This window comes from Streptomyces sp. NPDC050287 (assembly GCF_044459385.1).
Taxonomy (GTDB): Bacteria; Actinomycetota; Actinomycetes; order Streptomycetales; family Streptomycetaceae; genus Streptomyces.
This window is the reverse complement of sequence record NZ_JBITIY010000001.1, coordinates 158,236-181,458: the sequence shown is the minus strand read 5'-3', so window position 1 is coordinate 181,458 and position 23,223 is coordinate 158,236. Positions and strand designations below refer to the sequence as shown.

The following is a 23,223-nucleotide window of genomic DNA, read 5'->3' as shown; positions in this document are numbered from 1 at the left end:
TCGGTGGGAGCCGGGGTCCCGTTCATGCGCCAGGCGGTGAGGTGGTCCGCTGCGGCAGCGGACTGCCACCGGAGTCCCGATAACGCTCACGTGAACGTTCACGGAAAGAGTGAACGGCAGTATGCTGCGGGGGACCGCGGGGCGTTGTCAACATCCCGGACCGGCCGGAAACCAACGGCGCGGCGGGAGGCGGCCCGGTTAAGGTTCCTGCACCACAGGACCCACACAGAGGGCGGGTATAGCGCAGTGCCGGGCAAGCATGACGAGCGGCAAAAGCTCGGTTCCCCCCGGGCCGCCAAGCGGCGGACGACGATCGACGACGTGGCGAAGCTGGCCGGAGTGTCCCGGCAGACCGTTTCCCGCGCGATCAACGACAAGGGAGAGATCGATCCCGCGACGAAGGAGCGGGTCCTGCAGGCGACACGCACCCTGGGGTACCGACCGAGCCGGTTCGCGCAAGGGATGCGGCGGCAGGACTCGGTCACCCTCGGTCTGATCATCTCGGACCTGAGCAATCCGTACTTCGCCGAGGTCGCTGTCGCGGTACTGGAGGTGGCCGGGGAGCGCGGCTGGCATGTGATCGTGTGCGACTCGCGCAACGACGAGGGGAAAGAGCGGGAGGCGCTCGACGTGCTCTCCCGGCAGGCCGACGCGATCATCGGCCACTGCGCCGGCCCCGACGACGTACTGGCCCGGCATGCGCCGGGGATGCCGCTGGTGCTGCTGGAGCGCGGCGCGGACCAGACGCGTTTCGGGTCGGTGGGCATCGACGCGGAGGCCGGCATGCGGCAGGCGTTCGCCCATCTGACGGGCGCCGGGCACCACCGCATCGGCATGCTCGACGGGTCGCCGGACGACCGGCCCAGCGCCCGACGGGAGCACTTCCTGGCGCAGGCGGGGATGTACGGCCTGCCGGTGGGGGCCGACTGGGTCGTCTCCTGCGACCGGCACAATGTGGGTGCCGGTGAGCGGGGGATGGACGCCCTCCTGGACGCGCATCCGGATGTGACGGCCGTGGTCGGCTTCAACGACCTGATCGCGGTCGGCGCCATCCGGACCGCCCGTCGCCGGGGACTGCGCGTGCCGGACGATGTCGCGGTCCTGGGCTTCGACGGCCTCGCGCTGGGGGAGCTGGTGGAACCGCCTCTGACCACCCTGAGCATCGACAAGAGAGAGCTGGGACGGCTGGCGGTCGAGCAGGTGGCGGCCCAGCTGAGCGGAGACGAGAAGCCTCCGGCGGAGGGCGACGCACGGGTGCGGCCCGAGCTCGTCCTGCGGGCTTCGGCGTGACCTCCGGTCCGATCGCGCGCGCCTGACGCCGGTATCAGGCCTCATCCCTGCCGTCTGCCCTGTTGACACACGGTCGGGTACACGGCAGATTCTTCGTTATCGTTCACGTGAACGTTCACGAACTGTGGCCGCCCTGTCCGCGCGGCGCTACTCCCCGTCCCCGCTCGCTCCCCGACACCGAGTTCACGTGGACGTGCCGAGTCATGACCGCCTTGGCCGCCCGGCGGGACTCCCCGTCCTTCGCTCGCCCTCGACACCAGGAATCGTTCATGTCGAAGCCGTACTACGAAGCCACGTCCCCCGGATACGGAGCCAGGCCGGCGCGGGCCGCCCTGAGGACCGACGCGGCCACCGTCGGCCTCGGCGGCGGGTGGCGCTTCCACCTCGCCCCCGCCGCGGACCTGGCCCCCGACGGGTTCTGGGCGGACGACTTCGACGACAGCTCCTGGAGCGTGCTGCCGGTGCCTTCCCACTGGCCGCTGCACGGGCACGGGTTCCCCGTCTACACGAACATCGGCTATCCCTTCCCGCTCGACCCGCCGCGGGTGCCCGACGAGAATCCCACCGGCGACCACCGGCTCGTCTTCGAACTGGACGAGTCATGGACCAAGGAGCCGGCGGTGGTGCGGTTCGAGGGGGTGGACTCCTGCGCCCGGGTCTGGCTGAACGGGCAGGAGCTGGGCGTCACCCGTGGCAGCCGCCTGCCGGTCGAGTTCGCCGCCGGACCGCATCTGCGGGCCGGACGGAACGTCCTCGCGGTGCGCGTGCACCAGTGGTCCTCCGGCAGTTACCTGGAGGACCAGGACATGTGGTGGCTGCCGGGCATCTTCCGCGAGGTGACGCTGATCCGGCGTCCGCCGGGCGGCGTCGAGGACGTCTTCGTCCACGCCGGCTACGACACCTCGACGGGTCGCGGAGCGCTCCGCGTGGACGCTGTGACCCGGGACGGCGCCGAGGCCCGGCTCAGCGTCCCGGAGCTGGGTGTCGACGACCTGCCCGCGGGGCACGGCATCACGGTGGAGGGCGTGGCGCCGTGGACGGCGGAGACGCCCCGCCTCTACGAGGGGGTCCTGGCCACCGGCACCGAGCGGGTGACGTTGCGCATCGGCTTCCGTACCGTTGCCGTCGAGGACGGGCAGCTCAGGGTCAACGGGCGCCCGCTGCTGCTGCGTGGCGTGAACCGCCACGAGCATCATCCGGACCACGGCCGCGCGCTGCCCGCCGAGGTGGACCGCGAAGACGTGCTCCTGATGAAGCGGCACAACATCAACGCCGTCCGTACCAGCCACTACCCGCCCCATCCGCGGTTCCTGGACCTATGTGACGAGTTGGGCCTGTGGGTGGTGGTGGAGTGCGATCTGGAGACCCATGGCTTCTCCGCGGCCGATTGGCGCGGCAACCCCGCCGACGCCCCGGAATGGACCGAAGCGTGCCTGGACCGGATACGCCGCACGGTGGAGCGAGACAAGAACCACCCGTCCGTCGTGATGTGGTCGCTGGGCAACGAGTCCGGCAGCGGGCGCAACCTGGACGCGATGGCGGCGTGGGTGCGCGGGCGTGATCCGGGGCGGCCCGTGCACGACGAGGGCGATCACGAGTGCCGGCACAGCGACGTGTACAGCCGGATGTACCTGCCGCACGACGAGGTCGAGGCGATCGGCAGGCACGCCGAGCCCCCGTTGGACGATCCCGACGCGGATGCCAGGCGGCGCTCGCTGCCGTTCATCCTGTGCGAGTACGCCCACGCGATGGGCAACGGTCCTGGCGGGCTGGCCGAGTACCAGCGGCTCTTCGAGCGCTATCCCCGACTGCAGGGCGGTTTCGTGTGGGAGTGGATCGACCACGGGCTGCGGCGACGGACGCCGGACGGGCGCGAGTATTTCGCATACGGTGGCGACTTCGGTGAGCCGTTCCACGACGGCACGTTCGTCATCGACGGTCTGCTCTTCCCCGACCGCACGCCGTCGCCCGGGCTCGTGGAGCTGAAGAAGACCGTCGAGCCGGTCACCATCCACGCCGCCGAGGGCCGCGAGGACCGGCGCGGTCGCCGGGTACGGATCACCAACCAGTACGACTTCAGCGACCTCTGCCACCTCCGCTTCGAGCTGGCGCTCTCCTCGGACGGACAGCCGGTACTGGCCGAACCCCTCCAGGTGCCCCCCGTCGCCGCGGGTGAGACCGCCGAGATCGAACTGCCGGCCCTTCCGGCAGTGGACGGCGAGGGCTGGATCACGATCAGCGCGGTGCTGGCCGAGGACCAGCCCTGGGCTCCGGCGGGCCACGAGGTCGCCTGGACGCAGTTGCCCCTGACGGAGGCCGAACAGCCGTCACGCAGCGGCGCCGGCCCGCGGCTCGCCGCTGTTCCGCGGCGACGTTCCGACGGCCGTCTGGTGCTCGGTTCCGGCGAGTTCGACGGCCGCTCCGGGCGCCTGGTCCGTCTGGGGGCGATGGACGTCGACGGTCCGGTGCTGGATCTGTGGCGGGCACCGACCGACAACGACCGCTCGGCCTCCTTGTGGGGGCCGGCGGACGACTCGGCGGTGCGGCGGTGGCGCCGGGCGGGTCTGGACCGGTTGCTGCACCGCGTGGACGAGGTGGCGGACGGTCCGGACGGAATACTGGTGCGTACGCGGGTGGCGGCGGCGGCCCAGGCGTCCGGGATGACGGTCGAGTACCGGTGGGCCGCCGACGAATCGGGCCTGGTACTCACCGTCCGCGTCGAGCCGGCGGGCGACTGGCCCGGTGGTCTGCCCAGGCTCGGCGTACGCATGGCGGTGCCGGGCCGGCTGGGTCGGGTCCGGTGGTTCGGCCTCGGGCCGGGCGAGGCGTACCCGGACAGCCGGTCGGCGGCGCGGGTCGGCCGCTTCTCGTCGACAGTGGACGCTCTGCAGACCCCGTACGTGGTGCCGCAGGAGAACGGAGCCCGGGCGGACGTCAGATGGGCGGAGCTGAGCGGCGGTGACGGCCCCGCACTGCGCATGGAGTCAGTGGGGCTCCCGCGCTTCTCCCTCACCGCTCGCCGCTGGACCACGGGGGACCTGGAGTCGGCCCGGCACACGACCGACCTTGCTCCTTCCGACCGGATCTTCCTCCACCTGGACGCCGCGCAGTACGGTCTCGGCTCCGCTTCGTGCGGTCCTGGCGTGTTGCCCGCCCACCGCCTGGAGGCGGCACCGTTCACCTGGTCGCTGCGGCTGAGCCCCGGCGTGCGGGTCGACACCGTCGGTTGATTCTCAGGCTCGCCCGACGTCGGTCTCCAAGACCTGGTTGTGGTCTTGGAGACCGACGTCGTTGTGCGGGGTGGGTCGATGCCGCGGCAGCCGAAGTGGCCGGTCGTGATCCCGGCGAGACGGCGCGGGTGGCGCGGGCCGGCTGGTGCTGGTGCGGGTGTCTCGGTCCGTGGAGGCGCTCACCGTTCAGCAGGCGGCGGTCGCGGAGGAGGCGGAGGCTGCGGAGGAGGCGAAGGAGGCGAAGGAGGCGGAGGCTGCGGAGGCGGTGCGGGCGAGCATCGGCACCGGTGCGCCCAGGACTCGCCCCGCAGCAGCCGGCCACTTCGCAGCACTCGGCCCCGCCGAGCCGAAGCTCGGCGGGGCCGGGACGAGCCCTCCCCGAGTCAATGAACACCGCCATGGCTCACGGCGGCTCCGACGGCGGCGGTCCGGGGCCCACTCACATCTTCATGGCTCCGGCGGCCAGGTCCCGCAGGAAGTGCCGGGCACCGATGACGAAAACGATGATCAGCGGAACCACGCTCATCAGCGCGCCGGCCATGACGACCGCGTAGTCAGGCCCGTAGACGGTGTTGAGCTGGGCCAACGCCACCTGAAGGGTGAGCCGGTCCGGGTCGATCATGACGACGAGGGGCCAGATGTAGTCGTTCCACGCGCCGATGAAGGTGAAGATGCCGAGGAACGCCAGCGCGGGCCGGAAGAGCGGCACCGCGATGGTCCAGTACAGACGGAAGAACCCGGCGCCGTCGATCCGTCCGGCGTCCAGCAGTTCGTCGGGCAGCGAGTTCTCGGCGTACTGCCGCATCCAGAAGATACCGAAGGCGTTGGCCGCCCCCGGGACGATCAGGGCCGTGAGGGAACCCACCCATCCCAGATGGGCCATGGTGACGAACTGCGGCACCAAGGACAGTTGCGCCGGGATCATGTAGGTGGAGAGCAGGATGACGAACAGGAACCTCTTGCCGGGAAACTGGTACTTGGCGAAGGCGAACGCGGCCAGCGAGTCGAAGAACAACACCAGGGCGGTGCCGACGAGCGCGACCACAAGGGTGTTGGCCAGGGATGAGAAGAAGGCGACGCGGTCCAGCACCGTCCGCATGTTCTCCAGCAGGTGGCTGCCGGGGACGAGGAGGGGCGGGTACCGGAAGATCTCCCCGGTGGTGCGAGAGGCCATCACGATCAGCCAGTAGAACGGGAAGACGGAGACGAGCAGGCCCGCCAGCAGCACGGCGTGAACCGCGAGCCTCTTGACCCTGCTGCCGGAGCCGATGGCGACGCCGGCGCTGCCGGCCGTTCTGGTGTCAGCGCGCACGGTTGAACCTCCCGCGCCTCGAAGTGGCCGGACGGTCCTCGCCGAACCTGGCGACCAGCCGCCAGTTGATGGCGGCGAATACCGCGACGATGACGAACAGGGCCCATCCGATGGCCGCGCCGTAGCCGAACTGGTGGTCGCCGAAGGCCTTCTGCCACAGGTAGAGCACGATCGTCATGCCCTCCTGGCCCGGGCCTCCGGTGGAGTAGCCGTTACTGGACTGGAAGAGCACCTGGGACTCGGTGAAGATCTGCAGCCCGTTGATGCTGGAGGTGATGACGGTGAAGAGCACCACCGGCCGCAGCTGCGGGAGAATGACCCGGAAGAGGGTCTGCCGACTGCTCGCCCCGTCGACCCGGGCGGCCTCGTAGAGCTCGGCGGGAATGGCCTGCAGCCCGGCGAGGAAGATGAGGGCGTTGTAACCGGTCCACCGCCATATGATCATGATGGCGAGGGACACTTTGACGCCCCAGGCAGACGTCATCCAGCCGAACTCGCCGAGGCCGACGGCCTTCAGCAGTGAGTTGCCGAGCCCCGCCTGCGCGAAGACCGACCCGAACACGATGGTCATCGCGACCATCGAGGTGACGTTGGGGATGAAGTAGGCCACCCGGTACGCCATGCTGTACCGGATCTGCGAGTTCAGCAGGAACGCGATGACCAGCGCCAGGAACAGCATCGGCACCGTGGACAGGAACCAGATCTCGAAGGTGTTGAGGATGGACTTCCAGAAGACGCTGTCGTGCAGCAGCCAGTCGTACTGCTGCCAGCCGACGAAGCGCATGGTCCCGATGCCGTCCCAGTCCTGGAAGGACAGGTAGAGCGAGAAGACGACGGGGAACACGCCGAACACGGCGAACAGCACGTAGAACGGCGAGATGGCGAGATAGACCGGCAGATTGCGCCGCACCGGGCTGCCCAGCCGCCCGGCCGTCGCGGACCCGCGCTCCTTCCTCGCCGTCACACTCGGCTTGGTGCTGGGCGCACCGGTGGCTCCGGCAAGGGCCATCTCATCGCACCCCCTTCTGCGAGAGGGTCTTCTCCGCAGCGGCCATGGCATCCCGCCACGCCTTGTCGGGGTTCTTTCCGAGCAGCTCCACGTTGGTCAGCTCCTGGTAGACGGGGGTGGAAGCGTTGCCCTCGTAGGGGCTGAAGTAGACGACAGGCGCCTGCTGGGCGGCCGGTCCGAAGACGTCGATGGGGCGCTGACCGCCGAAGAACTTGTCGGGCTCCCGCATCGCCGGCTTGTCGTAGACGACGGGAGTGGTCGGGAACAGACCCATCTCCTGGTAGGCCGCCAGTTGGTTGGCCGGCCCCAGCAGCCATTTGACGAACTCGAAAGCGCCCTTCGGGTCCCTGCAGTACTTGGTGATGGCGAGGTAGGAGCCGCCGTAGTTGGCCGCCCCACCGGGCATCCTGGTCACTCGCCAGGCACCGGACGTCTTGGCGGCCGTCTGCTTGACCCCGCCCATCCACCAGACGGCGGTGCAGGCGGAGGCGATACGTCCCTGCGCGTAGGCCGCGTTGGAGTCGGGTGTCCCGTCGTTGATCTTGGCGCTGAGCTTCTGCCGGAGCGATTCCACCGCCAGGTCCCAGCAGCGTTTGACGTGTGCCTGGTCTCCTATGAAGCGGTTGTCCTGGTCGACGAACTGCTTCCGGCTCTGCAGCAGGGACATGCGGAAAACGCTCGCGATGTTGCCGACGAGGAAGGTGCCGGACTGCGCGGACCTCAGTTTCCTGCCGACTGCGAAGTAGTCCTCCCAACTGGAGGCGGCCTGCGCAAGTTCCTCAGGGGCGGAGGGGAGTCCGGCCTTGTCGAAGATGTCCTTGCGGTAGTACAGCGCCGAAGGACCGCAGTCGATGGGGAAGGCGATCATCCGACCGGACGGGGCGATGCCGCCCTGCCACTTCCAGTCGAGGTACTGACTCTTGAGGCTGTCCGCGCCGAGGCTGTTCAGATCGAGGAACTGGTCCTCGTGCGGGAAGAAGCTGGCGACGTCGGAGTTGAGGGCCGTGATGTCCGGGACGTAGGCGCGGGCTGCCAGGCCGGTGAGCAGCTTGCCGTAGGTGTCACCTATCTCGGCGCCTTCCACCTTCAGGCCGGGGACCCCCGGTACCCCCTTGCGGGAGACGGCCAGCAGCCGGGTGCTCAATGCTCCCGACCAGTACCAGACGCTGAGGTGGCCGGTGCCGGCGGACACCGAACCGGAGGAGGCGCCGCAGCCCGTGAGACCCAGCAGGGCGGCACCCGTGCCGCCCAGCGAAGCTGCGAGAAGACGTCTCCTCGACAGAGATGGCTCCATGTTCGAACACTCACTTCGTTCCGGGGCAGGCGCGCCTCGGCCACGCGGTGCCGATCGGGGGGTCGGTTGCCTGTGGCCGGGCCCTGCGAAGGTGAGGACGGGGAGGGGTCGGCAGGGCCGCCGCAGGGCCCCACTGTGCTTTCGTGGATGCTGTCCGTGAACGTTCACGTGAACGTTGCCGAGGAGTATGCGCGCGCCTCGAAGTGAGTGTCAACAAGGAGGACGTAACCGACGCGTTGTCAGAAAGCAACGGTCAGACAGACGAGGAGAGGACGACGCAGGGGAAGACGTGTTCCCGATGAGCAGTACGCCGCCGGTCGTCACGGCGGGCCGACCGAGCAGGCTCCGGTCAACGTGCCGGTCTGCACCTGGAACCTGGCCGGTTACCGGGCGGGCCACGGCCTGTCGGGCCAGGGTAACCGGCACACCTTCAGAGGCCTGTCGGACGCGGCCTTCCGGATGGTCGCGCTGCTCGAGGCCGCTCGGGACGCCGACTGGACGTGGGCTGCCTGACCGGCTGCCACGATCGGGGGCCCGCACTTCGGGGCGGGCCCCTCTTCTCTTCCGGGAGATTGACATCTAACATTTCAGCTCATGGAACCCGTTCCGCGCACCCTGCTCAGGGACCGCGCCTACACAGCGATCAGGGACGCCATCGTGACCGGGGAGATCGACCCCGGTGCCGTGGTGCGGGACGCGGAGCTCGCCGAGCGGCTGGGGCTGTCGCGGGCGCCGGTGCGGGAGGCGTTCGCGCGGCTCGTCGACGAGGGGCTGCTGGAGAGCAAGCCGCAGAGCTACACCCGGGTGACTCCCGTCGTGGCCGCCGACGTGCGGGACGCGGCGGCCGTGGTGGGGGCCATGCACGAACTGGTCACCCGGGTCGCGGTGCCCCGGCTGTTCGCCGCGGACGTCGAGGCGATGCGCGCGGCCAACGAGCGGTTCGCGGCGGCCGTACGGGCCAAAGAGGTGGACGCCGCCCTGCGGGCCGACGACGACCTGCACGACGTCCTCGTCCGCGTCAGCGGCAACCGGGCGGCCGCCGCCACCGTCGCCCGCTACACCCCCCTCATCCGCCGGCTGGAGCGACGGCGCTTCGGTGAGGGCGGCAGTTGCCGTTCGGCCGGGCTGCACGACCAGCTCATCCGGGCGTGCGCGGCCGGTGACGTGGACGGCGCGGTCCACGTCACGGTGGAGATCTGGCGAGGGCTGGCCGAGCTCGCCGACAGCGACTGACACCGGAGGACCCATGTCCCTTTCCTCGTACGAGCGTTACCCGCTGCTCTTCGGCCCCTCGCCGGTGCACCCGCTCCAGCGGCTGACGGAGCACCTCGGCGGCGCCTCCCTGTGGGCCAAGCGGGAGGACTGCAACTCCGGTGTCGCGTACGGCGGCAACAAGACCCGCAAGCTGGAGTACCTGGTCGCCGACGCCCTCGCCCAGGGCTGCGACACCCTCGTCTCCATCGGCGGCGTGCAGTCGAACCACACCCGCCAGGTCGCCGCCTGCGCCGCCCGCGCCGGGCTCAAGTGCGTGCTGGTGCAGGAGAGCTGGGTCGAGTGGCCGGACTCCGTGTACGACAAGGTCGGCAACATCCTGATCAGCAGACTCGCCGGAGCCGACGTCCGGCTGGTGCGGGCCGGCTTCGGCATCGGGTTCAAGGAGAGCTGGGAGCAGGCGCTGCGGGAGGTCGAGGAGGGCGGCGGGAAGCCGTACGCCATTCCCGCCGGGGCCTCGGACCATCCGCTCGGCGGTCTCGGGTTCGCCGGGTGGGCGTACGAAGTGGCCGAGCAGGAGCGGGAGTCGGGGGTCTTCTTCGACACCGTGGTGGTGTGCTCGGTGACCGGGTCCACCCAGGCAGGCATGGTCGCCGGGTTCCGTGCGCTGGAGGAGGCGGGAGGGCGGCCACGACGCGTGCTCGGTGTCGACGCGTCGGCGGCACCCGCCCGCACCCGGGAGCAGATCGCGCGGATCGCCCAGCGTACCGGGCAACTCATCGGCGTACAGAAGGAGTTGACGGAGGCGGACGTGGAGCTGGACGAGCGGTACCACGCGGGGACGTACGGCATCCCGGACGAGGTCACCCTGGAGGCGATGCGGCTCGCCGCGCGGACCGAGGGGATGGTCACCGACCCCGTCTACGAGGGCAAGTCGATGGCCGGGATGATCGACCTGGTCCGGCGCGGGGAGATCGACCGGGACGCCACCGTCCTGTACGCCCACCTTGGCGGCCAGCCCGCGCTGAACGCGTACAGCGCGTTGTTCTAGGTCCAGTCCAGGTCGAGGTCCGGTTTCCAGCTTCCCGCAGGACCTGGCGGCGGGGGCGACGAAGATGTGAGGGCCCCACCGGCGCTGTTCGTACGGGGCCCTTGCTCGTAGGGTGCGCGCAGGGTCCCCGGGGTGCGAGGAGTTTCTGGATGGCGCGGGTCAGGCCCATGCGCGCGGACGCCCGGCGCAATTACGAGCGGTTGCTGACGGTGGCGGCGGAGGCCTTCGCCGAGCACGGGGAAGGCGCGTCCCTCGACGACATCGCCAAGCGGGCCGGGGTCGGGACCGGCACGCTGTACCGGCACTTCCCCACGCGTCAGGCGTTGCTGGAGGCGGCGTACGTCGACCGCGTCGAGGCCATCGCGGCGCACGCGGACGAGATCGCGGGGTCGCTGCCGCCGGGCGAGGCGCTGGCGGAGTGGCTGAACGAACTCGGCGTGGGGATGATTCAGGTCCGAGGGCTGAGGGCGCTGCTGAGCTCGGCGGTGACGGACGTCGACTCGGCCGCGGCGACGGTGTGCGCCACGACGATGAAGACGGCGGCGACCCGGCTGGTGGAGGCTGCTCAGCGGGAGGGCACACTGCGCGGGGACGTCGACCCGATGGACGTACTGCGCCTCGCGCATGGGGTCGCCGCGGCGGCGGAGCTGGCGGACGCGCAGGGGAAGGCGATCCGGCGGTACCTGTCGCTGCTGATGGAGGGGCTGCGAGCGGGGACGTGAGGGCGGCGGGCGCCCCGGCGCGGGGCGCCCCCGGAGCCGTACGGGTGGCTACAGCGCCTGGGCCCCCGGCTTGACCATGTTCCGGACCGTGCGGGCCTTGACGAAGTCGCCGATGGCCGTCATCTCCCACTCGCCGGAGAACTGCTTGATCATCTTGGCCATCAGCACGCCCGTCTGAGCCTCGGCGCTGGTGAGGTCGAAGCGGACGAGTTCCTCGCCGGTCGCGGCGTCCAGGAGGCGGCAGTAGGCCTTCGCGACCTCGGTGAACTTCTGGCCGGAGAACGAGTTCACCGTGAAGACCAGGCCGGTGACCTCCTGCGGGAGACGGCCGAGGTCGACCACGATCACCTCGTCGTCACCGCCGCCCTCACCCGTGAGATTGTCGCCGGAGTGCTTGATCGCGCCGCCGACGATGGACAGCTTGCCGAAGTAGCAGCTGTCGATGTGGTTGCGCTGCGGGCCGTAGGCGATGACCGAGGCGTCGAGGTCGATGTCCTTGCCGCGGTACGCCGGCTCCCAGCCGAGGCCCATCTTGACCTGGGACAGCAGCGGGCGGCCGCCCTTGACCAGGGAGACGGTCTGGTTCTTCTGGAGGCTGACCCGGCCCTTGTCGAGGTTGATCTTCCCGGCACCCGGGACGGGAGCGGGCGGGACCGGGGGCGCGGCGGGCGCCGGGGGTGCGGCGACCCGCGGGTCCAGCGGCGGGGCAGGCGGCGCCGCGGGGGGCTGCACGGCCGGCTGGGGAGGAGCCACCGGCCGGGCGGCGGGAGCGGCGGCGGCCGGGGCCGGCTCCTCCACGCTGACGCCGAAGTCGGTGGCGATGCCCGCCAGGCCGTTGGCGTAGCCCTGGCCGACCGCGCGGGCCTTCCAGGCGCCGTTGCGGAGGTAGATCTCCACGATCACCAGGGCCGTCTCGGTGCCGAGCTGCGGGGGTGTGAACGTGGCCAGGACGCTGTTGTCGTCCGCGTTGCGGATGGTGGCCGTCGGTTCGATGCCCTGGAAGGTCTGGCCGGCGGCGTCCGGGCTCGCGGTGACGACGATCTTCTCGATGCCCGGCGGGACGGCGCCGGTGTCGACCGTGATCGCGTCGGGGGCGGTGCCGCCGCCGGAGCGGTACGTCACGCCCGGGCCCGAGGGCTGGTTGTAGAAGATGAAGTCGTCGTCGGAGCGCACCTTGCCGTCGCCCGTGAGCAGCAGGCCCGATACGTCGAGCCGCACCGGGGCGGCGACGTCCACCGTCACGCGGGCGGCGGGGAGAGGGATGTTCGAGCCGGGGGTCATAGCTGTCATGCTCGGTTGAACGAGCGGGGGCGTTTTACCGTTCCCTTACCGAAGGCCAATCGGGTCAGTTTCCGAGAGTGAAGGGATCCCATGAGCCCCAGCCCCGTCCTGGTCGTCCCCGCGGCGCTGTGGACCGGTGTCGCCGGTGTCGCGGTGATCGCGTCGATCGTGCTCACCAGGCGCCGGGAGCGGGCGTCCGCCGGCTGGAACCCCTTCGGCACGGACTTCCCCGTCGTCGCGTCGGCGGCGTTCGCCGGATACGCGGTCGCCGCCGCCGTCCGTGGCGAGTTCTCCCTTCCGGACGCCGCTTTCGCCTTCCTGTGGCCGGCGACGGCGGCATCGGCCCTCGCCTACGTGGCGGGACGGCGCGACCGCTCCCTGCCCCGGTGGGCCGGTCCGGTCTTCGCCGCCGCGGGTGCCGCGCTGTACGGCGCGCTGCCGATATGACAGCCCGTCCGACGGACGTACGCATATGACCGCCTGCCCGACGGCCGTACCGTCGGGCAGGCCCGGCACCGGCTGTTGCGGCATCAGCCGCTACGGCACCACGACGATCTTCCGGCCCACCCCGGCCGCGAACTGCTCCAGTGCCTGCGGGTACTGCTCCAGCGGAATGCGGTCGCTGATGAAGACCTCCGGGTCCAGGACACCGTTCGCGAACAGTTCCGCCGCTCGTTCGAAGCTGTGCAGGACCGCCATCGAGCCGGTGATGGTGATCTCCTGGTTGTAGATGCGGTACGGGTCGATCGTCACGCGGGTCGCGTAGTCGGCGACGCCGAACTGGAGGAACGTCCCGGCTTTCGCGACCCGCCCCAGGCCGTCCTGGATCGCGGCCGCGTTTCCGGTCGCGTCGACCACGACGTCCCAGCCCTGCGGTCGGTCGAGTTCGTCGGCGCTGGTCGCCGAGGACGACACCCCGAGCTGCTGGGCCGTGGCCAGGCGCTGGGTGTTGATGTCCACCATGTCCACACTGGCCGCCCCCGTCCGCTTGGCGAGCTCCAGCATCATCAGACCCATCGTGCCGGAGCCGTAGATCAGGACGTGGGCGCCGAGGCGGGACTGCAGGACGTCGTAGCCGCGGACCGCGCAGGAGAGCGGCTCCACCAGGGCCGCGTCCTGGGTGCGCACATGCTCGGGCAGCTTCACGCAGTTGGCCACCGGGGCCACCGCGAACTGCGCCGCGCCCCCGGCCGTGGTGACCCCGATCGCGGCCCACCGCTCGCAGAGGTTGTTGTGGCCGGTACGGCAGTAGCGGCACTCGTAGCAGTACAGGGACGGGTCCACCGCGACCCGGTCGCCGACCGCGACCTCCGTGACCTGGTTGCCCACCCCGACGACCTCGCCCGCGAACTCGTGCCCGGGGACGATGGGCAGCTTGGGTGCGAACTCGCCCTGCAGGATGTGCAGGTCGGTGCCGCACAGGCCGCAGGCGGCGACCTCGACGACGACCTCGCGGGGTCCCGGCGTCGGGTCCGGGACCTCGGTGACGACGGCACGGCCCACGGACTCGATGACGGCGGCCTTCATTTCACGGCTCCAAGCGACAGGCCCTGGACCAGTTTGTCCTGGGCGGCGAACCCCGCGGCGAGCACCGGCAGGGAGATGACGAGCGACGCGGCGCACACCTTCGCCAGGAACAGGCCCTGGCTGGTGATGAAGCCGGTCAGGAAGACGGGGGCGGTCTCGGCCACCACGCCGGTCAGCACACGGGCGAAGAGCAGCTCGTTCCAGCTGAAGATGAAGCAGATCAGGGCCGTCGCGGCGATACCGGGCAGGGCGATCGGGGCGACGACGCGCGCGAGGATCGTCGGCAGTCGGGCCCCGTCCACCTTCGCCGCCTCGATCACCGCGACCGGCACCTCGGCGAGGAAGGACTGCATCATCCACACCGCGATCGGCAGGTTCATCGAGGTGTAGAGGATGACCAGCAGCCAGATGTTGTCGAGCATCCCGGTGTTCTTCGCGAACAGGTAGATCGGCAGCAGGCCCGCCACGGCAGGGAGCATCTTCGTCGACAGGAAGAAGAACAGGACGTCGGTCCACTTCTTCACCGGGCGGATCGACAGCGCGTAGGCCGCCGGGAAGGCCAGCAGAAGGACGAACAGCGTCGACGCCACCGACGCCACGGTGGAGTTGATCAGCGCCGGCCAGGGGCTCGCGCCGCCGCCCGTGCCGAAGAACTCGCGGTACCCGTCGAGCGTCAGGGCCGCCCCGAAGGAGGGGGGGTTGGTGGCGGCGTCCTGCTCGGAATGGAAGGACGTCAGCGCCATCCAGGCGATGGGCAGGAAGAACAGGATGCCCAGGAGCCAGGCCACCAGGCCGAGCCCCGCGCCCTTGCGGCGGTCACTGCGCGGTCGTACGGCGACGGTGCTCATGCCCGGCCCGCCTCCTCTCGGAACAGGGACGACACCACGCGCAGGGCGAAGGTCGCGATGATGATCGAGCCGATGACCACCAGGACGCCGGCGGCCGAGGCGAGGCCGTTCTCGTGGGCCTGGTAGAAGCTCTGGTAGACGGTGTAGGGGAGGTTGGCGGTGCCCAGACCGCCGGAGGTGATCGTGAAGACGGCGTCGAAGTTCTGGACGATGTAGATCGAGCCGAGCAGGGCGCCGAGTTCGAGGTAGCGGCGCAGGTGCGGGAGCGTCAGATACCGGAAGATCTGCCAGTCGCTCGCGCCGTCGACCCGCGCGGCCTCCATCTGCTGCTGATCGCGGCTCTGCAGGCCGGCCAGCAGGATCAGCATCATGAACGGGGTCCACTGCCAGACCAGGGACGCCTCGACCGCGAGCAGCGGGGTGCTGGAGATCCAGTCGGGCTGTGGGCCGCCCACATAGTGCAACAGCCCATTGAACAGGCCGTATTCAGGGTTGTAGAGCACATGCTTCCAGAGCAGGGCGGCGGCCACCGGGACCACCAGGAAGGGGGCGATGAGGAGCGTGCGGACCACGCCCCGGCCCCGGAACCTACGGTCGAGGAGCAGCGCCAGGACCAGGCCGAGGATCAGGCTGGCCACCACCACCGCGACCGTCAGCAGGACTGTCGTCCACACGGAGTGGCGCAGGTCGGCGTCGCTCAGGACCTGCTGGTAGTTGTCGAAGCCGGTGAAGTGGCGGGCCTTGGGATAGAGGGCGTTCCAGTCGAAGAAGGAGATCACCAGCGTGGCCACGAACGGGAGCTGGGTGACCGCGATCATGAAGATCAGGGCGGGGAGCAGGGGGGCCCTGGTGGCCCAGGCCCGCAGGCGGGCCGACGGCTGCGGTGCGGTGCGCACCGGGGTACCGGCGATGGGAGCTGTTGTCGTCGCGGTCATCGTCCCTCGTACTCCTCGGAGATCCGCTCGGCGAGCTGCTGGGACTTCTTCAGGGCCGACTCGACGGACTGGCGTCCGGCGATGGCCGCGCTGATCTCCTGGGAGACCTTGGTGCCGAGATCGGTGAACTCGGGGATGCCGACGAACTGGATGCCGGGCGCGGGGCGCGGCTGCACGCCGGGGTCGCTCGGGCGGGCGCCCTCGATGGCCTGCTTGGTCATCTCCTGGAAGGCGGCGGCCTCCTTGACGTAGGCGGGGTTCGTGTACGTCGAGGCGCGCTTGCCGGCCGGGACGTTGGACCAGCCGATCTGGTCGCCGACCAGCTGCTCGTACTGCTTGCTGGACGCCCAGGAGACGAACTTCCACGCCTTGTCGGGGTTGCGGGAGGCGTCCTGGATGCCCCAGGCCCAGGTGTAGAGCCAGCCGGCGGACTTCGTCTTCTCGACCGGGGCGGGGGCGTAGCCGAGCTTGCCCTTGACGGGGGAGTTGGCGGCCTCCAGGGATCCGGCGGCGGAGGTGGCGTCGTACCACATGGCGACCTTGCCCTGGGTCATGTTGTTCAGGCACTCGGCGAAGCCGGACTGGGCGGCGCCGGACTCGCCGTGTCCCCGGACCAGGTCGACATAGAACTTCGTCGCCTTCTCGAACCCGGGGGAGTCGAGCCGTGCCTTCCAGTCCTTGTCGAACCAGGTGCCGCCGAAGGTGTTCACGACGGTGGTGAGCGGTGCCATCACCTCGCCCCAGCCGGGCAGGCCGCGCAGACAGATGCCCTTCATGCCCGGTTCGGCCCCGTCGACCTTGGCGGCCAGGTCGGCGACCTGGGTCCAGGTCGGGTGCGCGGGCATCGTCAGGCCCTTCTTGTCGAAGACGTCCTTGCGGTACATCAGGAAGGACGACTCGCCGTAGAAGGGCTGCCCGTAGAGCTTGCCGTCGTCGCCGCTCAGGGACTGGCGCATCGGCTTGAGGACGTCCTGCTCGTCGTACGCCTTGTCCTTGGAGACGTAGGTGTTCATCTCGTGCAGCCAGCCGTTGCGGGCGTAGATCGGGATCTCGTAGTTGGACAGGGTGGCCACGTCGTACTGGCCCGCCTGGTTGGCGAAGTCCTGGCTGATCTTGTCGCGGACGTCGTTCTCGGGCAGGACGGTGAAGTTGACCTTGATGCCGGTCTCTTTGGTGAAGTGGGCGGCGGTGAGCTTCTGCAGCTCGACCATCTGCGGGTTGTTGACCATGAGGACGTTGATCGAGTTTCCGCCCGATCCGGCCCCGCCCGCTCCGACCCAGCAGCCGGAGAGCAGCGGGGCGAGCAGCGTCCCTGCGGCGGCCATGGCGAGCGTGGCTCGCGGGGGCCGTCGTCGGCTCTGGGTTCGCATGGATCGCTCCTGGACGTATGGGGAGATAAAGGGCAACACGGGGTGAGGTATGCCCGTCTGGCTGGTCCGGCGGTTGTTCAGACGCGGATGACCTGCGGTCCCAGCAGTGAGTAGCGGTGGGCCTCGGCCGTGGGCAGGAGGGTGCTCGTGACGATGGCCTCCAGGACGCCGATCTCGGCGAACCGGCAGAAGCTGACCGCTCCGAACTTGGTGTGGACGCCCGCGAACACCGTGCGGCGCGCGGCCCGCACGGCCTGTGCCTTGACCTCGCTGACCGCGGGGTCGGGGGTGGTCAGGCCGTGTTCGCGGGAGATGCCGTTGGCGCCGATGTAGGCGAGGTCGACGACGAAGCCGGACAGCATCTTGGTGGTCCAGTGGTCGACCGTGGCGAGGGTGCCGGAGCGGACCCGGCCGCCCAGCAGCAGGACGGAGGTGTTCTCGGTCTCGGCGAGCGCGCCCGCGACCGGCAGGGACGCGGTGACCACGGTCAGCGGCCGGTCCCTGGGCAGCGCCTCGGCGATGAGCTGCGGGGTGAAGCCCTCGTCGACGAAGACCGTCTCGGCGTCCCCGAGCAGCTCGGCCGCGGCGGCCGCGATCCGGCGCTTCTCGGGAACGTGGCTGGTGGCGCGGAAGGCGAGCGTCGTCTCGAAGCCGGCGCTCTCCACCGGATAGGCCCCGCCGTGGGTGCGGCGGACCAGGCCGTGGTCCTCCAGGGCGCGCAGGTCCCGCCGTACGGTCTCCTTGGCCACGCCCAGCTCGGTGGCGAGGGCGCTGACGTCGACCGAGCCGGTGGCGCGGGCGACCCGTACGATCTCCCGCTGGCGTTCCTCTGCCGACTTGATGTGCATGGCCGACACCTGCCTCCGCGCTTCCTTGCCCGTTCGGGCCCGGTTCGGCCCATGGGGGAAGTTCTACAGGGGGGAAGCGACACTGACCAGGCCTGTTGTCGGCCCGATGCTGCCCGCATGTGCCCGTTCACGGCGGGGTGTGACCGTCTTGGACCTGGGCGGCTGTATGCGGACGCGTGAGATCGGGCAGCGCGGATGCCCGAATGCGGCGGCGGGCGGGCCCGTTCGGTGCCCGCCCGCCCCACAAGTGCGCTCGCGTACGTATCGGTATGGCCGGATCGGCCCGTATCAGTACGGCCAGATCGGCGGGTCGCTGACGAAGTGGCCGCCCAGGTAGGCGTGCGCCACGTTCTCCGGGTCCAGCTCGCCCTGCTCGGCGATGAGCTTCTCGGCGAACTCCTCGGAGTCGTCCTGCGGCTCGTAGCCGAGGGCCCGCGCGGTGGACAGGTCCCACCACAGCCGGGTGTTGGCGGAGGAGCCGTAGACGACGGTGTGCTTGACGTCCTCGGCGGTCAGGGCCGCGTGGAAGAGGCGGGCGCCGTCGGCGGGGCTCATCCACACCGAGAGCATGCGCACGCTGGTCGGCTGGGGGAAGCAGGAGCCGATGCGCACGGAGACGGTCTCCAGGCCGTGCTTGTCCCAGTAGAGCTGGGCCAGGTCCTCGCCGAAGGACTTGGACAGGCCGTAGAAGGTGTCCGGGCGGCGCGGGGTGTCGATGGGGATGAGGGGGTCCTCGCCCTGAGGACGCGGGGTGAAGCCGACCGCGTGGTTGGAGGAGGCGAAGACGATGCGCCGTACGCCCTCCTCGCGGGCGGCCTCGTACAGGTTGTACGTGCCCTCGATGTTGGCCTTGAGGATCTTCTCGAAGGGGGCCTCCAGGGAGATGCCCGCCAGATGGATGATCGCGTCGACGCCCCGCACGGCCTCCCGCAGGGCGTCCCGGTCGGCGAGGTCCGCGGTGACGGCGTCCGGGTCGCCCTCGATCGGGCGCACGTCGAGCAGGCGCAGTTCGTAACCGAAGGCCGGGAGCAGGTTCCGCATCAGGGTGCCGAGCCCGCCGGCGGCGCCGGTGAGCAGAACGGTGCGGGGAGCGGGCATCCTCGGGTCTCCTTGAGTCGGCGGCCGCATGCGTGGATCCCATTCACATGCGTGGACACGCTAGGGATCGTGGACGTTCTTCGTCAAGTGTGGCGTGGGCCGGGAAAATCCGCTCGCCTGATGGCGGATTGTTCGCTTGACCGGCCCCGAAGGGGCTCCTTAGGGTGGTGACGTTCATGAATATGGATGCAAGTCAGAAACATGAGCGAGTCAGTGACATGAGCGCCTGAACTAGGGAGAGCCCGTGACGTCAGCCCCCCTCGCCGCTCGACTCGGCATTCCCGGCGGGCCGCTGTTCTTCCCCGTCACCGCCTACGGCCCCGACGGCTCCGTCGACCTCGACGCCTACCGCGCCCATGTGCGCCGCGGGGTGGAAGCCGGCGCCGCCGCCGTCTTCGCCTGCTGCGGCACGGGGGAGTTCCACGCGCTCGCGCCCGAGGAGTTCGAGGACTGCGTCCGGGCGGCCGTCGAGGAGACGGCGGGCCGGGTACCGGTCGTCGCCGGCGCCGGATACGGCACCGCGCTCGCCGTGCGGTACGCACGCCTGGCCGAGGCGGCCGGGGCCGACGGCCTGCTCGCCATGCCGCCCTACCTCGTCGTCGCCGGCCAGGAGGGACTGCTGCGGCACTACCGGGAGGTGGCCGCGGCGACCGATCTGCCCGTCATCGTCTACCAGCGCGACAACGCCGTGTTCACCCCCGAGACCGTCGTGGAGCTGGCCCGCACCGACGGGATCATCGGCTTCAAGGACGGCCTCGGCGACCTCGACCTGTTGCAGCGGATCGTCAGCGCCGTCCGCACCGAGGCCCCGGGCGACTTCCTCTACTTCAACGGCCTGCCGACCGCCGAACAGACCCAGCTCGCCTACCGCGGCCTCGGCGTCACGCTCTACTCGTCCGCGGTGTTCTGCTTCGCCCCCGAGATCGCCCTGGCCTTCTACGAGGCCCACAAGACCGGCGACGACACCACCGCCCACCGCCTCCTCGACGGCTTCTACCGCCCCTTCGTCGAACTGCGCGCCCAGGGCCGCGGCTACGCCGTCGCCCTCGTCAAGGCCGGCGTACGGCTTCGCGGGCTCGATGTGGGGGAGGTGCGGCCCCCGCTGCACGAGCCGAGCGAGGACCATGTCAAGCAGCTCGCGCAGATCATCGAACGTGGGTACGCGCTGCTGGACGAGGGCAAGTGAACCTCGAGTCGTGCGACGGCAAGTGAACGCGGAGGACGAGCAGCACGTGAAGCCGGAGAACAAGCACGTGAAGGCGGAGGGCAAGTGAAGGCGTCGACGTTCGTCTACCCCTGGGATGTCAACGGGGACCCGGAGGCCGCGGGACGCATCGCCGCGCTCGGCGTGCGGCAGGTGACCCTCGCCTCCGCCTACCACTCCACCCGGGCCCTGACCCCCCGCCACCCCCGCCACCGCGTCGTCACCGCCGAGCACGCGTCCGTGCTGTACCCCACGGACGACCGTTGGGCGGGTCGGGAGCTGCGCCCTTACGCGGCCGGCGACTGGGCCCCCGGGGACGCCTTCGGCGAGGCCGCCGCCGCGCTCGTGGACGCCGGTCTCGAGGTGCACACCTGGGTCGTCCTCGCGCACAACTCCCGCCTGGGCGCCGAGCACCCGGACACCTCGGTCGTCAACGCCTACGGCGACCGCTACCCGTGGGCCCCGTGCGTCGCACAGCCCGCCACGCGCGCGTACCTCGTCGATCTGGCCGCCGAGGCCGCCGTCCGCCCCGGCGCGCGCGGCACCGAACTGGAGTCCCTCGGCTGGTACGGCCTCCAGCACCTGCACGCCCACGACAAGACCGGCGGGGTCGCGCTCGGCGACGCCGGGATGTACCTCATGGCGCTCTGCTTCTGCCCGGCCTGCCGGGAGGGGTACGGCAGGCAGGGCCTGGACGCCGACGAGCTGGCGGCCGCCGTACGCGAGGCACTGGAGCCGCTGTGGCGGGGCGCGCCCGACGACGGGGGCTGGGCGGGGGTCGAGAAGCTGCTCGGCGAGACGAACGCGGCCGCCACGCGCGCGTGGCGCGACGAAACGGCCCGCACCCTCCAGGAGGAGGCCGTCGCCGCGGTCCGCGCCGCCGCTCCCGAGGGCTTCCAGGTCCTGTTGCACGCCGACCCCGTGACCTACCACGTCGGCGCCAACCCGGGCGTCGACCCCGCGCACATCCTGGCGGTCGCGGACGGCGTCGTCGTCCCGTGCGCGGGCGGCCCCGGCCTGCTGACACCGTTCGCGGAGCAGCGGCGGGCGGGTGCCGTGGTCGCCGCCAACTTCGGTGTCGTCTCCGGCATGGGCGGCAGCCCCGGCACGCTCGCGGCGGACGCGGGGCACGCCCGGGAGCTGGGGGCCACGGAACTGCGGCTGTATCACGCCGGGTTGGCGTCGGACGGGGACCTGGAGGCGGTGCGGGAGGCGCTCGCCGGCTTCTGAGGCAGCGGCAGCGCGGCCAGCGGCCACACCAGACCCAGGACCGCCGACAGGGCCCGCTGGTCGAGGAGTCCCACCAGCACGGCTCCCGGAGATGGCGGCACCCTCGGCGATCTGCGCCCACGGCCCCGTCGTGGACGGCTGCCCCGTACGTGTCCGCGTTGTCGTCCTGCCCGGCGACGGGACACGTCCTGTCTGGTGACGGCACACGTCCTGCCTGGTGACGGGACACGTCCTGCCTGGTGACGGGAGGCGTCGCGGCGCAATGCGGGCGCAACCGCGTGGCTCGGTGGGCGGAAACACGGGCCAGCCAGATTGGGGGCATGTTTCATTTGGGCTGGTTCATGGGCAGTGGCTTCAGCGTTCAGACGTGGGCGATGGACCCGTGGGCGGGTAACACCGGCCACGACTGGATGAAGGGTGACCTCTTCGTCGACCTGGCAGCGGCGCTGGAGCGGGCTCGCTTCGACTATCTGCTGGTCGAGGACACGAGCATGATCGAGGATGCCTACGGGCGCTCGATGGAGACGACGCTCAAGTACGGTCTGCTGGCGCCGAAGAGCGACCCCGTCCCGCTGATCCCGCTGCTGGCGCAGCGGACGAAGCACATCGGCATCGCGGTGACCTTGTCGACGAGCTTCTACCACCCCTTCATGGCGGCCCGGACGATGACCACCCTCGACCACCTCACCGAGGGGCGGGTCGGACTGAACGTGGTCACCGGTAGCTCGTCGCGCGCGGCGCAGCAGTACGGGTACGACACGCTGATGAAGCACAGCGAGCGGTACGAGATGGCCAAGGAGTGGATGGAGGCCGTCGGGGCGTTGTGGGACTCGTGGGAGGAGGGTGCCGTCCTCGTCGACCAGGAGACACCGCGCTACGCCGACCACACGAAGGTGCACCCGGTCGATTTCGAGGGGAAGTACTTCAAGACCCGCGGACCGCTCAACACCATCCCCGGGCCGCAGCGCCGTCCGGTCATCGTGCAGGCCGGAGCCTCGCCCGCAGGTCGTGACCTGGCCGCCAAGTACGCCGAGTCGATGCTGGCGCACGGCACCAGCATCGAGCAGATGAAGGCGTTCCGGCAGGACATGCACCGCCGCCTGAGGGACTACGGTCGCGACCCGAGCACGCTGAAGATCCTCTTCCTCATCGACCCGGTACTCGGTGACACCGATCGCGTCGCACAGGCGCGCGTGGAGGACATGCGGGCCGCCCGCTGGAGCGACCAGGCGATCGAGCGGGGGCTGTGGGGGCTGAGCTACACCTCCGGCGGGGAATTCGACTTCTCCACGTTCGATCTCGACAAGGAGGTCCCCGACGTCTGGGGCAACGGCGAGACGAGCACCCTGCGTACGTTCATCGAAGGCGCCCGCGGCAAGACGCTGCGCGAGGCCATCGCCACCGTCGACACCCACGCGGGCCTCGCGTTCGTCGGCTCACCCGACACCGTGGCGTCGAAGATGGGCGAGGCGATGGAGGAGATCGGCGGCGACGGCTTCCTGTTGTCGCCGACCGTCACGCGACGCAACATCGCGGAGATCGCGGACGGCCTGGCGCCCGCCCTGCGCAAGCGCGGCCTCATCAGGGACGGCTACAACCACAGCACGTTCCGCGAGAACCTCCTCGAGTTCTGACGGCGCAATCCGAGAGGTACTGATGCGACGCGAGTGCGTCACCGGACGCACTTTTACTGCTCGGAAGAGTGGAGGCACGCCAGCGAATGCCGTGCTTTCAGGTCGACAGTGGGCCCAGAGCAGGAGGC

At 70.3% G+C, this 23,223-nt stretch carries 19 protein-coding genes and 1 pseudogene; 10 read left to right on the top strand and 10 right to left on the bottom strand.

What is annotated here, in order from left to right; genetic code table 11:
* The first annotated feature begins 246 nt into the window (after positions 1-246).
* Positions 247-1,290 (top strand): LacI family DNA-binding transcriptional regulator, encoded by a 1,044-nt coding sequence (locus ACIBK3_RS00800; RefSeq protein ID WP_399360461.1) that lies wholly within the window; start codon positions 247-249, stop codon positions 1,288-1,290.
* A 269-nt stretch (positions 1,291-1,559) separates the two neighbouring features.
* Complete coding sequence (locus tag ACIBK3_RS00795) at positions 1,560-4,520, top strand: glycoside hydrolase family 2 TIM barrel-domain containing protein (protein ID WP_399360459.1); 2,961 nt, start codon at positions 1,560-1,562, stop codon at positions 4,518-4,520.
* 439 nt (positions 4,521-4,959) lie between these two features.
* On the opposite strand, the gene ACIBK3_RS00790 is transcribed toward ACIBK3_RS00795, so the two are convergent.
* The 3 genes from ACIBK3_RS00790 to ACIBK3_RS00780 are packed head-to-tail and all read right to left on the bottom strand — an operon-like array spanning position 4,960 to position 8,135.
* Complete coding sequence (locus ACIBK3_RS00790) at positions 4,960-5,832, bottom strand: carbohydrate ABC transporter permease (RefSeq protein WP_399360457.1); 873 nt, start codon at positions 5,830-5,832, stop codon at positions 4,960-4,962.
* Entirely contained in the window at positions 5,822-6,841 is a 1,020-nt protein-coding gene (locus ACIBK3_RS00785) for a carbohydrate ABC transporter permease (RefSeq protein WP_399360455.1), read from the bottom strand. The genes ACIBK3_RS00790 and ACIBK3_RS00785 overlap by 11 nt, the downstream gene beginning before the upstream one ends.
* A 1-nt stretch (position 6,842) precedes the next feature.
* On the bottom strand, positions 6,843-8,135 hold the full coding sequence (locus tag ACIBK3_RS00780) for an ABC transporter substrate-binding protein (protein ID WP_399360454.1): 1,293 nt from the start codon (positions 8,133-8,135) through the stop codon (positions 6,843-6,845).
* A 291-nt stretch (positions 8,136-8,426) separates the two neighbouring features.
* Here ACIBK3_RS00780 and ACIBK3_RS00775 point away from each other — a divergent pair.
* From ACIBK3_RS00775 to ACIBK3_RS00760, 4 genes and pseudogenes are all read left to right on the top strand, one after another.
* Positions 8,427-8,648, top strand: a pseudogene (locus ACIBK3_RS00775) (TROVE domain-containing protein); the annotation flags it as partial.
* An 81-nt stretch (positions 8,649-8,729) separates the two neighbouring features.
* Positions 8,730-9,368 (top strand): GntR family transcriptional regulator, encoded by a 639-nt coding sequence (locus ACIBK3_RS00770; RefSeq protein ID WP_399360451.1) that lies wholly within the window; start codon positions 8,730-8,732, stop codon positions 9,366-9,368.
* A 13-nt stretch (positions 9,369-9,381) separates the two neighbouring features.
* Positions 9,382-10,398 (top strand): 1-aminocyclopropane-1-carboxylate deaminase, encoded by a 1,017-nt coding sequence (locus ACIBK3_RS00765; RefSeq protein WP_399360449.1) that lies wholly within the window; start codon positions 9,382-9,384, stop codon positions 10,396-10,398.
* A 149-nt stretch (positions 10,399-10,547) separates the two neighbouring features.
* Positions 10,548-11,120 (top strand): TetR/AcrR family transcriptional regulator, encoded by a 573-nt coding sequence (locus tag ACIBK3_RS00760; protein WP_399360447.1) that lies wholly within the window; start codon positions 10,548-10,550, stop codon positions 11,118-11,120.
* Between the two features lie 48 nt (positions 11,121-11,168).
* Here the strand turns inward: ACIBK3_RS00760 and ACIBK3_RS00755 are convergent, their stop codons facing one another.
* Complete coding sequence (locus ACIBK3_RS00755) at positions 11,169-12,401, bottom strand: TerD family protein (RefSeq protein ID WP_399360445.1); 1,233 nt, start codon at positions 12,399-12,401, stop codon at positions 11,169-11,171.
* A gap of 90 nt (positions 12,402-12,491) precedes the next feature.
* Between ACIBK3_RS00755 and ACIBK3_RS00750 the strand changes: the two genes are divergently transcribed.
* Positions 12,492-12,848, top strand: coding sequence for a hypothetical protein (locus tag ACIBK3_RS00750; protein WP_399360443.1), 357 nt, complete (start codon positions 12,492-12,494; stop codon positions 12,846-12,848).
* Positions 12,849-12,938: 90 nt separating this feature from the next.
* Here ACIBK3_RS00750 and ACIBK3_RS00745 read toward each other — a convergent pair whose 3' ends face one another.
* The 6 genes from ACIBK3_RS00745 to ACIBK3_RS00720 form a co-directional block, all read right to left on the bottom strand.
* A complete protein-coding gene (locus tag ACIBK3_RS00745) occupies positions 12,939-13,928 on the bottom strand; it encodes a zinc-dependent alcohol dehydrogenase family protein (RefSeq protein WP_399360441.1) in 990 nt (329 codons plus the stop codon).
* Positions 13,925-14,776: a carbohydrate ABC transporter permease gene (locus ACIBK3_RS00740; RefSeq protein WP_399360439.1), complete on the bottom strand. Its 852-nt coding sequence runs from the start codon at positions 14,774-14,776 to the stop codon at positions 13,925-13,927. Before ACIBK3_RS00740 ends, ACIBK3_RS00745 begins: the two co-directional genes overlap by 4 nt.
* Complete coding sequence (locus tag ACIBK3_RS00735) at positions 14,773-15,711, bottom strand: carbohydrate ABC transporter permease (protein WP_399360437.1); 939 nt, start codon at positions 15,709-15,711, stop codon at positions 14,773-14,775. The genes ACIBK3_RS00740 and ACIBK3_RS00735 overlap by 4 nt, the downstream gene beginning before the upstream one ends.
* Complete coding sequence (locus ACIBK3_RS00730) at positions 15,708-17,081, bottom strand: ABC transporter substrate-binding protein (protein ID WP_399360435.1); 1,374 nt, start codon at positions 17,079-17,081, stop codon at positions 15,708-15,710. The genes ACIBK3_RS00735 and ACIBK3_RS00730 overlap by 4 nt, the downstream gene beginning before the upstream one ends.
* 77 nt (positions 17,082-17,158) lie before the next feature.
* Entirely contained in the window at positions 17,159-17,929 is a 771-nt protein-coding gene (locus ACIBK3_RS00725; RefSeq protein ID WP_399360433.1) for a DeoR/GlpR family DNA-binding transcription regulator, read from the bottom strand.
* A 288-nt stretch (positions 17,930-18,217) separates the two neighbouring features.
* Complete coding sequence (locus tag ACIBK3_RS00720) at positions 18,218-19,027, bottom strand: NAD-dependent epimerase/dehydratase family protein (protein ID WP_399360431.1); 810 nt, start codon at positions 19,025-19,027, stop codon at positions 18,218-18,220.
* 244 nt (positions 19,028-19,271) lie between these two features.
* Here ACIBK3_RS00720 and ACIBK3_RS00715 point away from each other — a divergent pair, with 244 nt between their 5' ends.
* The 3 genes from ACIBK3_RS00715 to ACIBK3_RS00705 all read left to right on the top strand — a co-directional run bounded on the left by ACIBK3_RS00715 (position 19,272) and on the right by ACIBK3_RS00705 (position 23,095).
* A complete protein-coding gene (locus ACIBK3_RS00715; protein ID WP_399360430.1) occupies positions 19,272-20,213 on the top strand; it encodes a 5-dehydro-4-deoxyglucarate dehydratase in 942 nt (313 codons plus the stop codon).
* A gap of 84 nt (positions 20,214-20,297) precedes the next feature.
* On the top strand, positions 20,298-21,461 hold the full coding sequence (locus ACIBK3_RS00710) for a hypothetical protein (protein ID WP_399360428.1): 1,164 nt from the start codon (positions 20,298-20,300) through the stop codon (positions 21,459-21,461).
* 320 nt (positions 21,462-21,781) lie between these two features.
* Positions 21,782-23,095 (top strand): NtaA/DmoA family FMN-dependent monooxygenase, encoded by a 1,314-nt coding sequence (locus ACIBK3_RS00705; RefSeq protein WP_399360426.1) that lies wholly within the window; start codon positions 21,782-21,784, stop codon positions 23,093-23,095.
* The last annotated feature ends 128 nt before the right edge of the window (positions 23,096-23,223 follow it).

Excerpts from the sequence above, each read along its gene's own strand:
- ACIBK3_RS00750 (WP_399360443.1), top strand. The coding sequence starts at position 12,492 with ATGAGCCCCAGCCCCGTCCTGGTCGTCCCCGCGGCGCTGTGGACCGGT.
- ACIBK3_RS00780 (WP_399360454.1), bottom strand. The coding sequence starts at position 8,135 with ATGGAGCCATCTCTGTCGAGGAGACGTCTTCTCGCAGCTTCGCTGGGC.
- ACIBK3_RS00745 (WP_399360441.1), bottom strand. The coding sequence starts at position 13,928 with ATGAAGGCCGCCGTCATCGAGTCCGTGGGCCGTGCCGTCGTCACCGAG.
- ACIBK3_RS00760 (WP_399360447.1), top strand. The coding sequence starts at position 10,548 with ATGGCGCGGGTCAGGCCCATGCGCGCGGACGCCCGGCGCAATTACGAG.
- ACIBK3_RS00755 (WP_399360445.1), bottom strand. The coding sequence starts at position 12,401 with ATGACCCCCGGCTCGAACATCCCTCTCCCCGCCGCCCGCGTGACGGTG.
- ACIBK3_RS00740 (WP_399360439.1), bottom strand. The coding sequence starts at position 14,776 with ATGAGCACCGTCGCCGTACGACCGCGCAGTGACCGCCGCAAGGGCGCG.
- ACIBK3_RS00705 (WP_399360426.1), top strand. The coding sequence starts at position 21,782 with ATGTTTCATTTGGGCTGGTTCATGGGCAGTGGCTTCAGCGTTCAGACG.
- ACIBK3_RS00785 (WP_399360455.1), bottom strand. The coding sequence starts at position 6,841 with ATGGCCCTTGCCGGAGCCACCGGTGCGCCCAGCACCAAGCCGAGTGTG.
- ACIBK3_RS00725 (WP_399360433.1), bottom strand. The coding sequence starts at position 17,929 with ATGCACATCAAGTCGGCAGAGGAACGCCAGCGGGAGATCGTACGGGTC.
- ACIBK3_RS00795 (WP_399360459.1), top strand. The coding sequence starts at position 1,560 with ATGTCGAAGCCGTACTACGAAGCCACGTCCCCCGGATACGGAGCCAGG.
- ACIBK3_RS00770 (WP_399360451.1), top strand. The coding sequence starts at position 8,730 with ATGGAACCCGTTCCGCGCACCCTGCTCAGGGACCGCGCCTACACAGCG.
- ACIBK3_RS00720 (WP_399360431.1), bottom strand. The coding sequence starts at position 19,027 with ATGCCCGCTCCCCGCACCGTTCTGCTCACCGGCGCCGCCGGCGGGCTC.
- ACIBK3_RS00765 (WP_399360449.1), top strand. The coding sequence starts at position 9,382 with ATGTCCCTTTCCTCGTACGAGCGTTACCCGCTGCTCTTCGGCCCCTCG.
- ACIBK3_RS00735 (WP_399360437.1), bottom strand. The coding sequence starts at position 15,711 with ATGACCGCGACGACAACAGCTCCCATCGCCGGTACCCCGGTGCGCACC.
- ACIBK3_RS00730 (WP_399360435.1), bottom strand. The coding sequence starts at position 17,081 with ATGCGAACCCAGAGCCGACGACGGCCCCCGCGAGCCACGCTCGCCATG.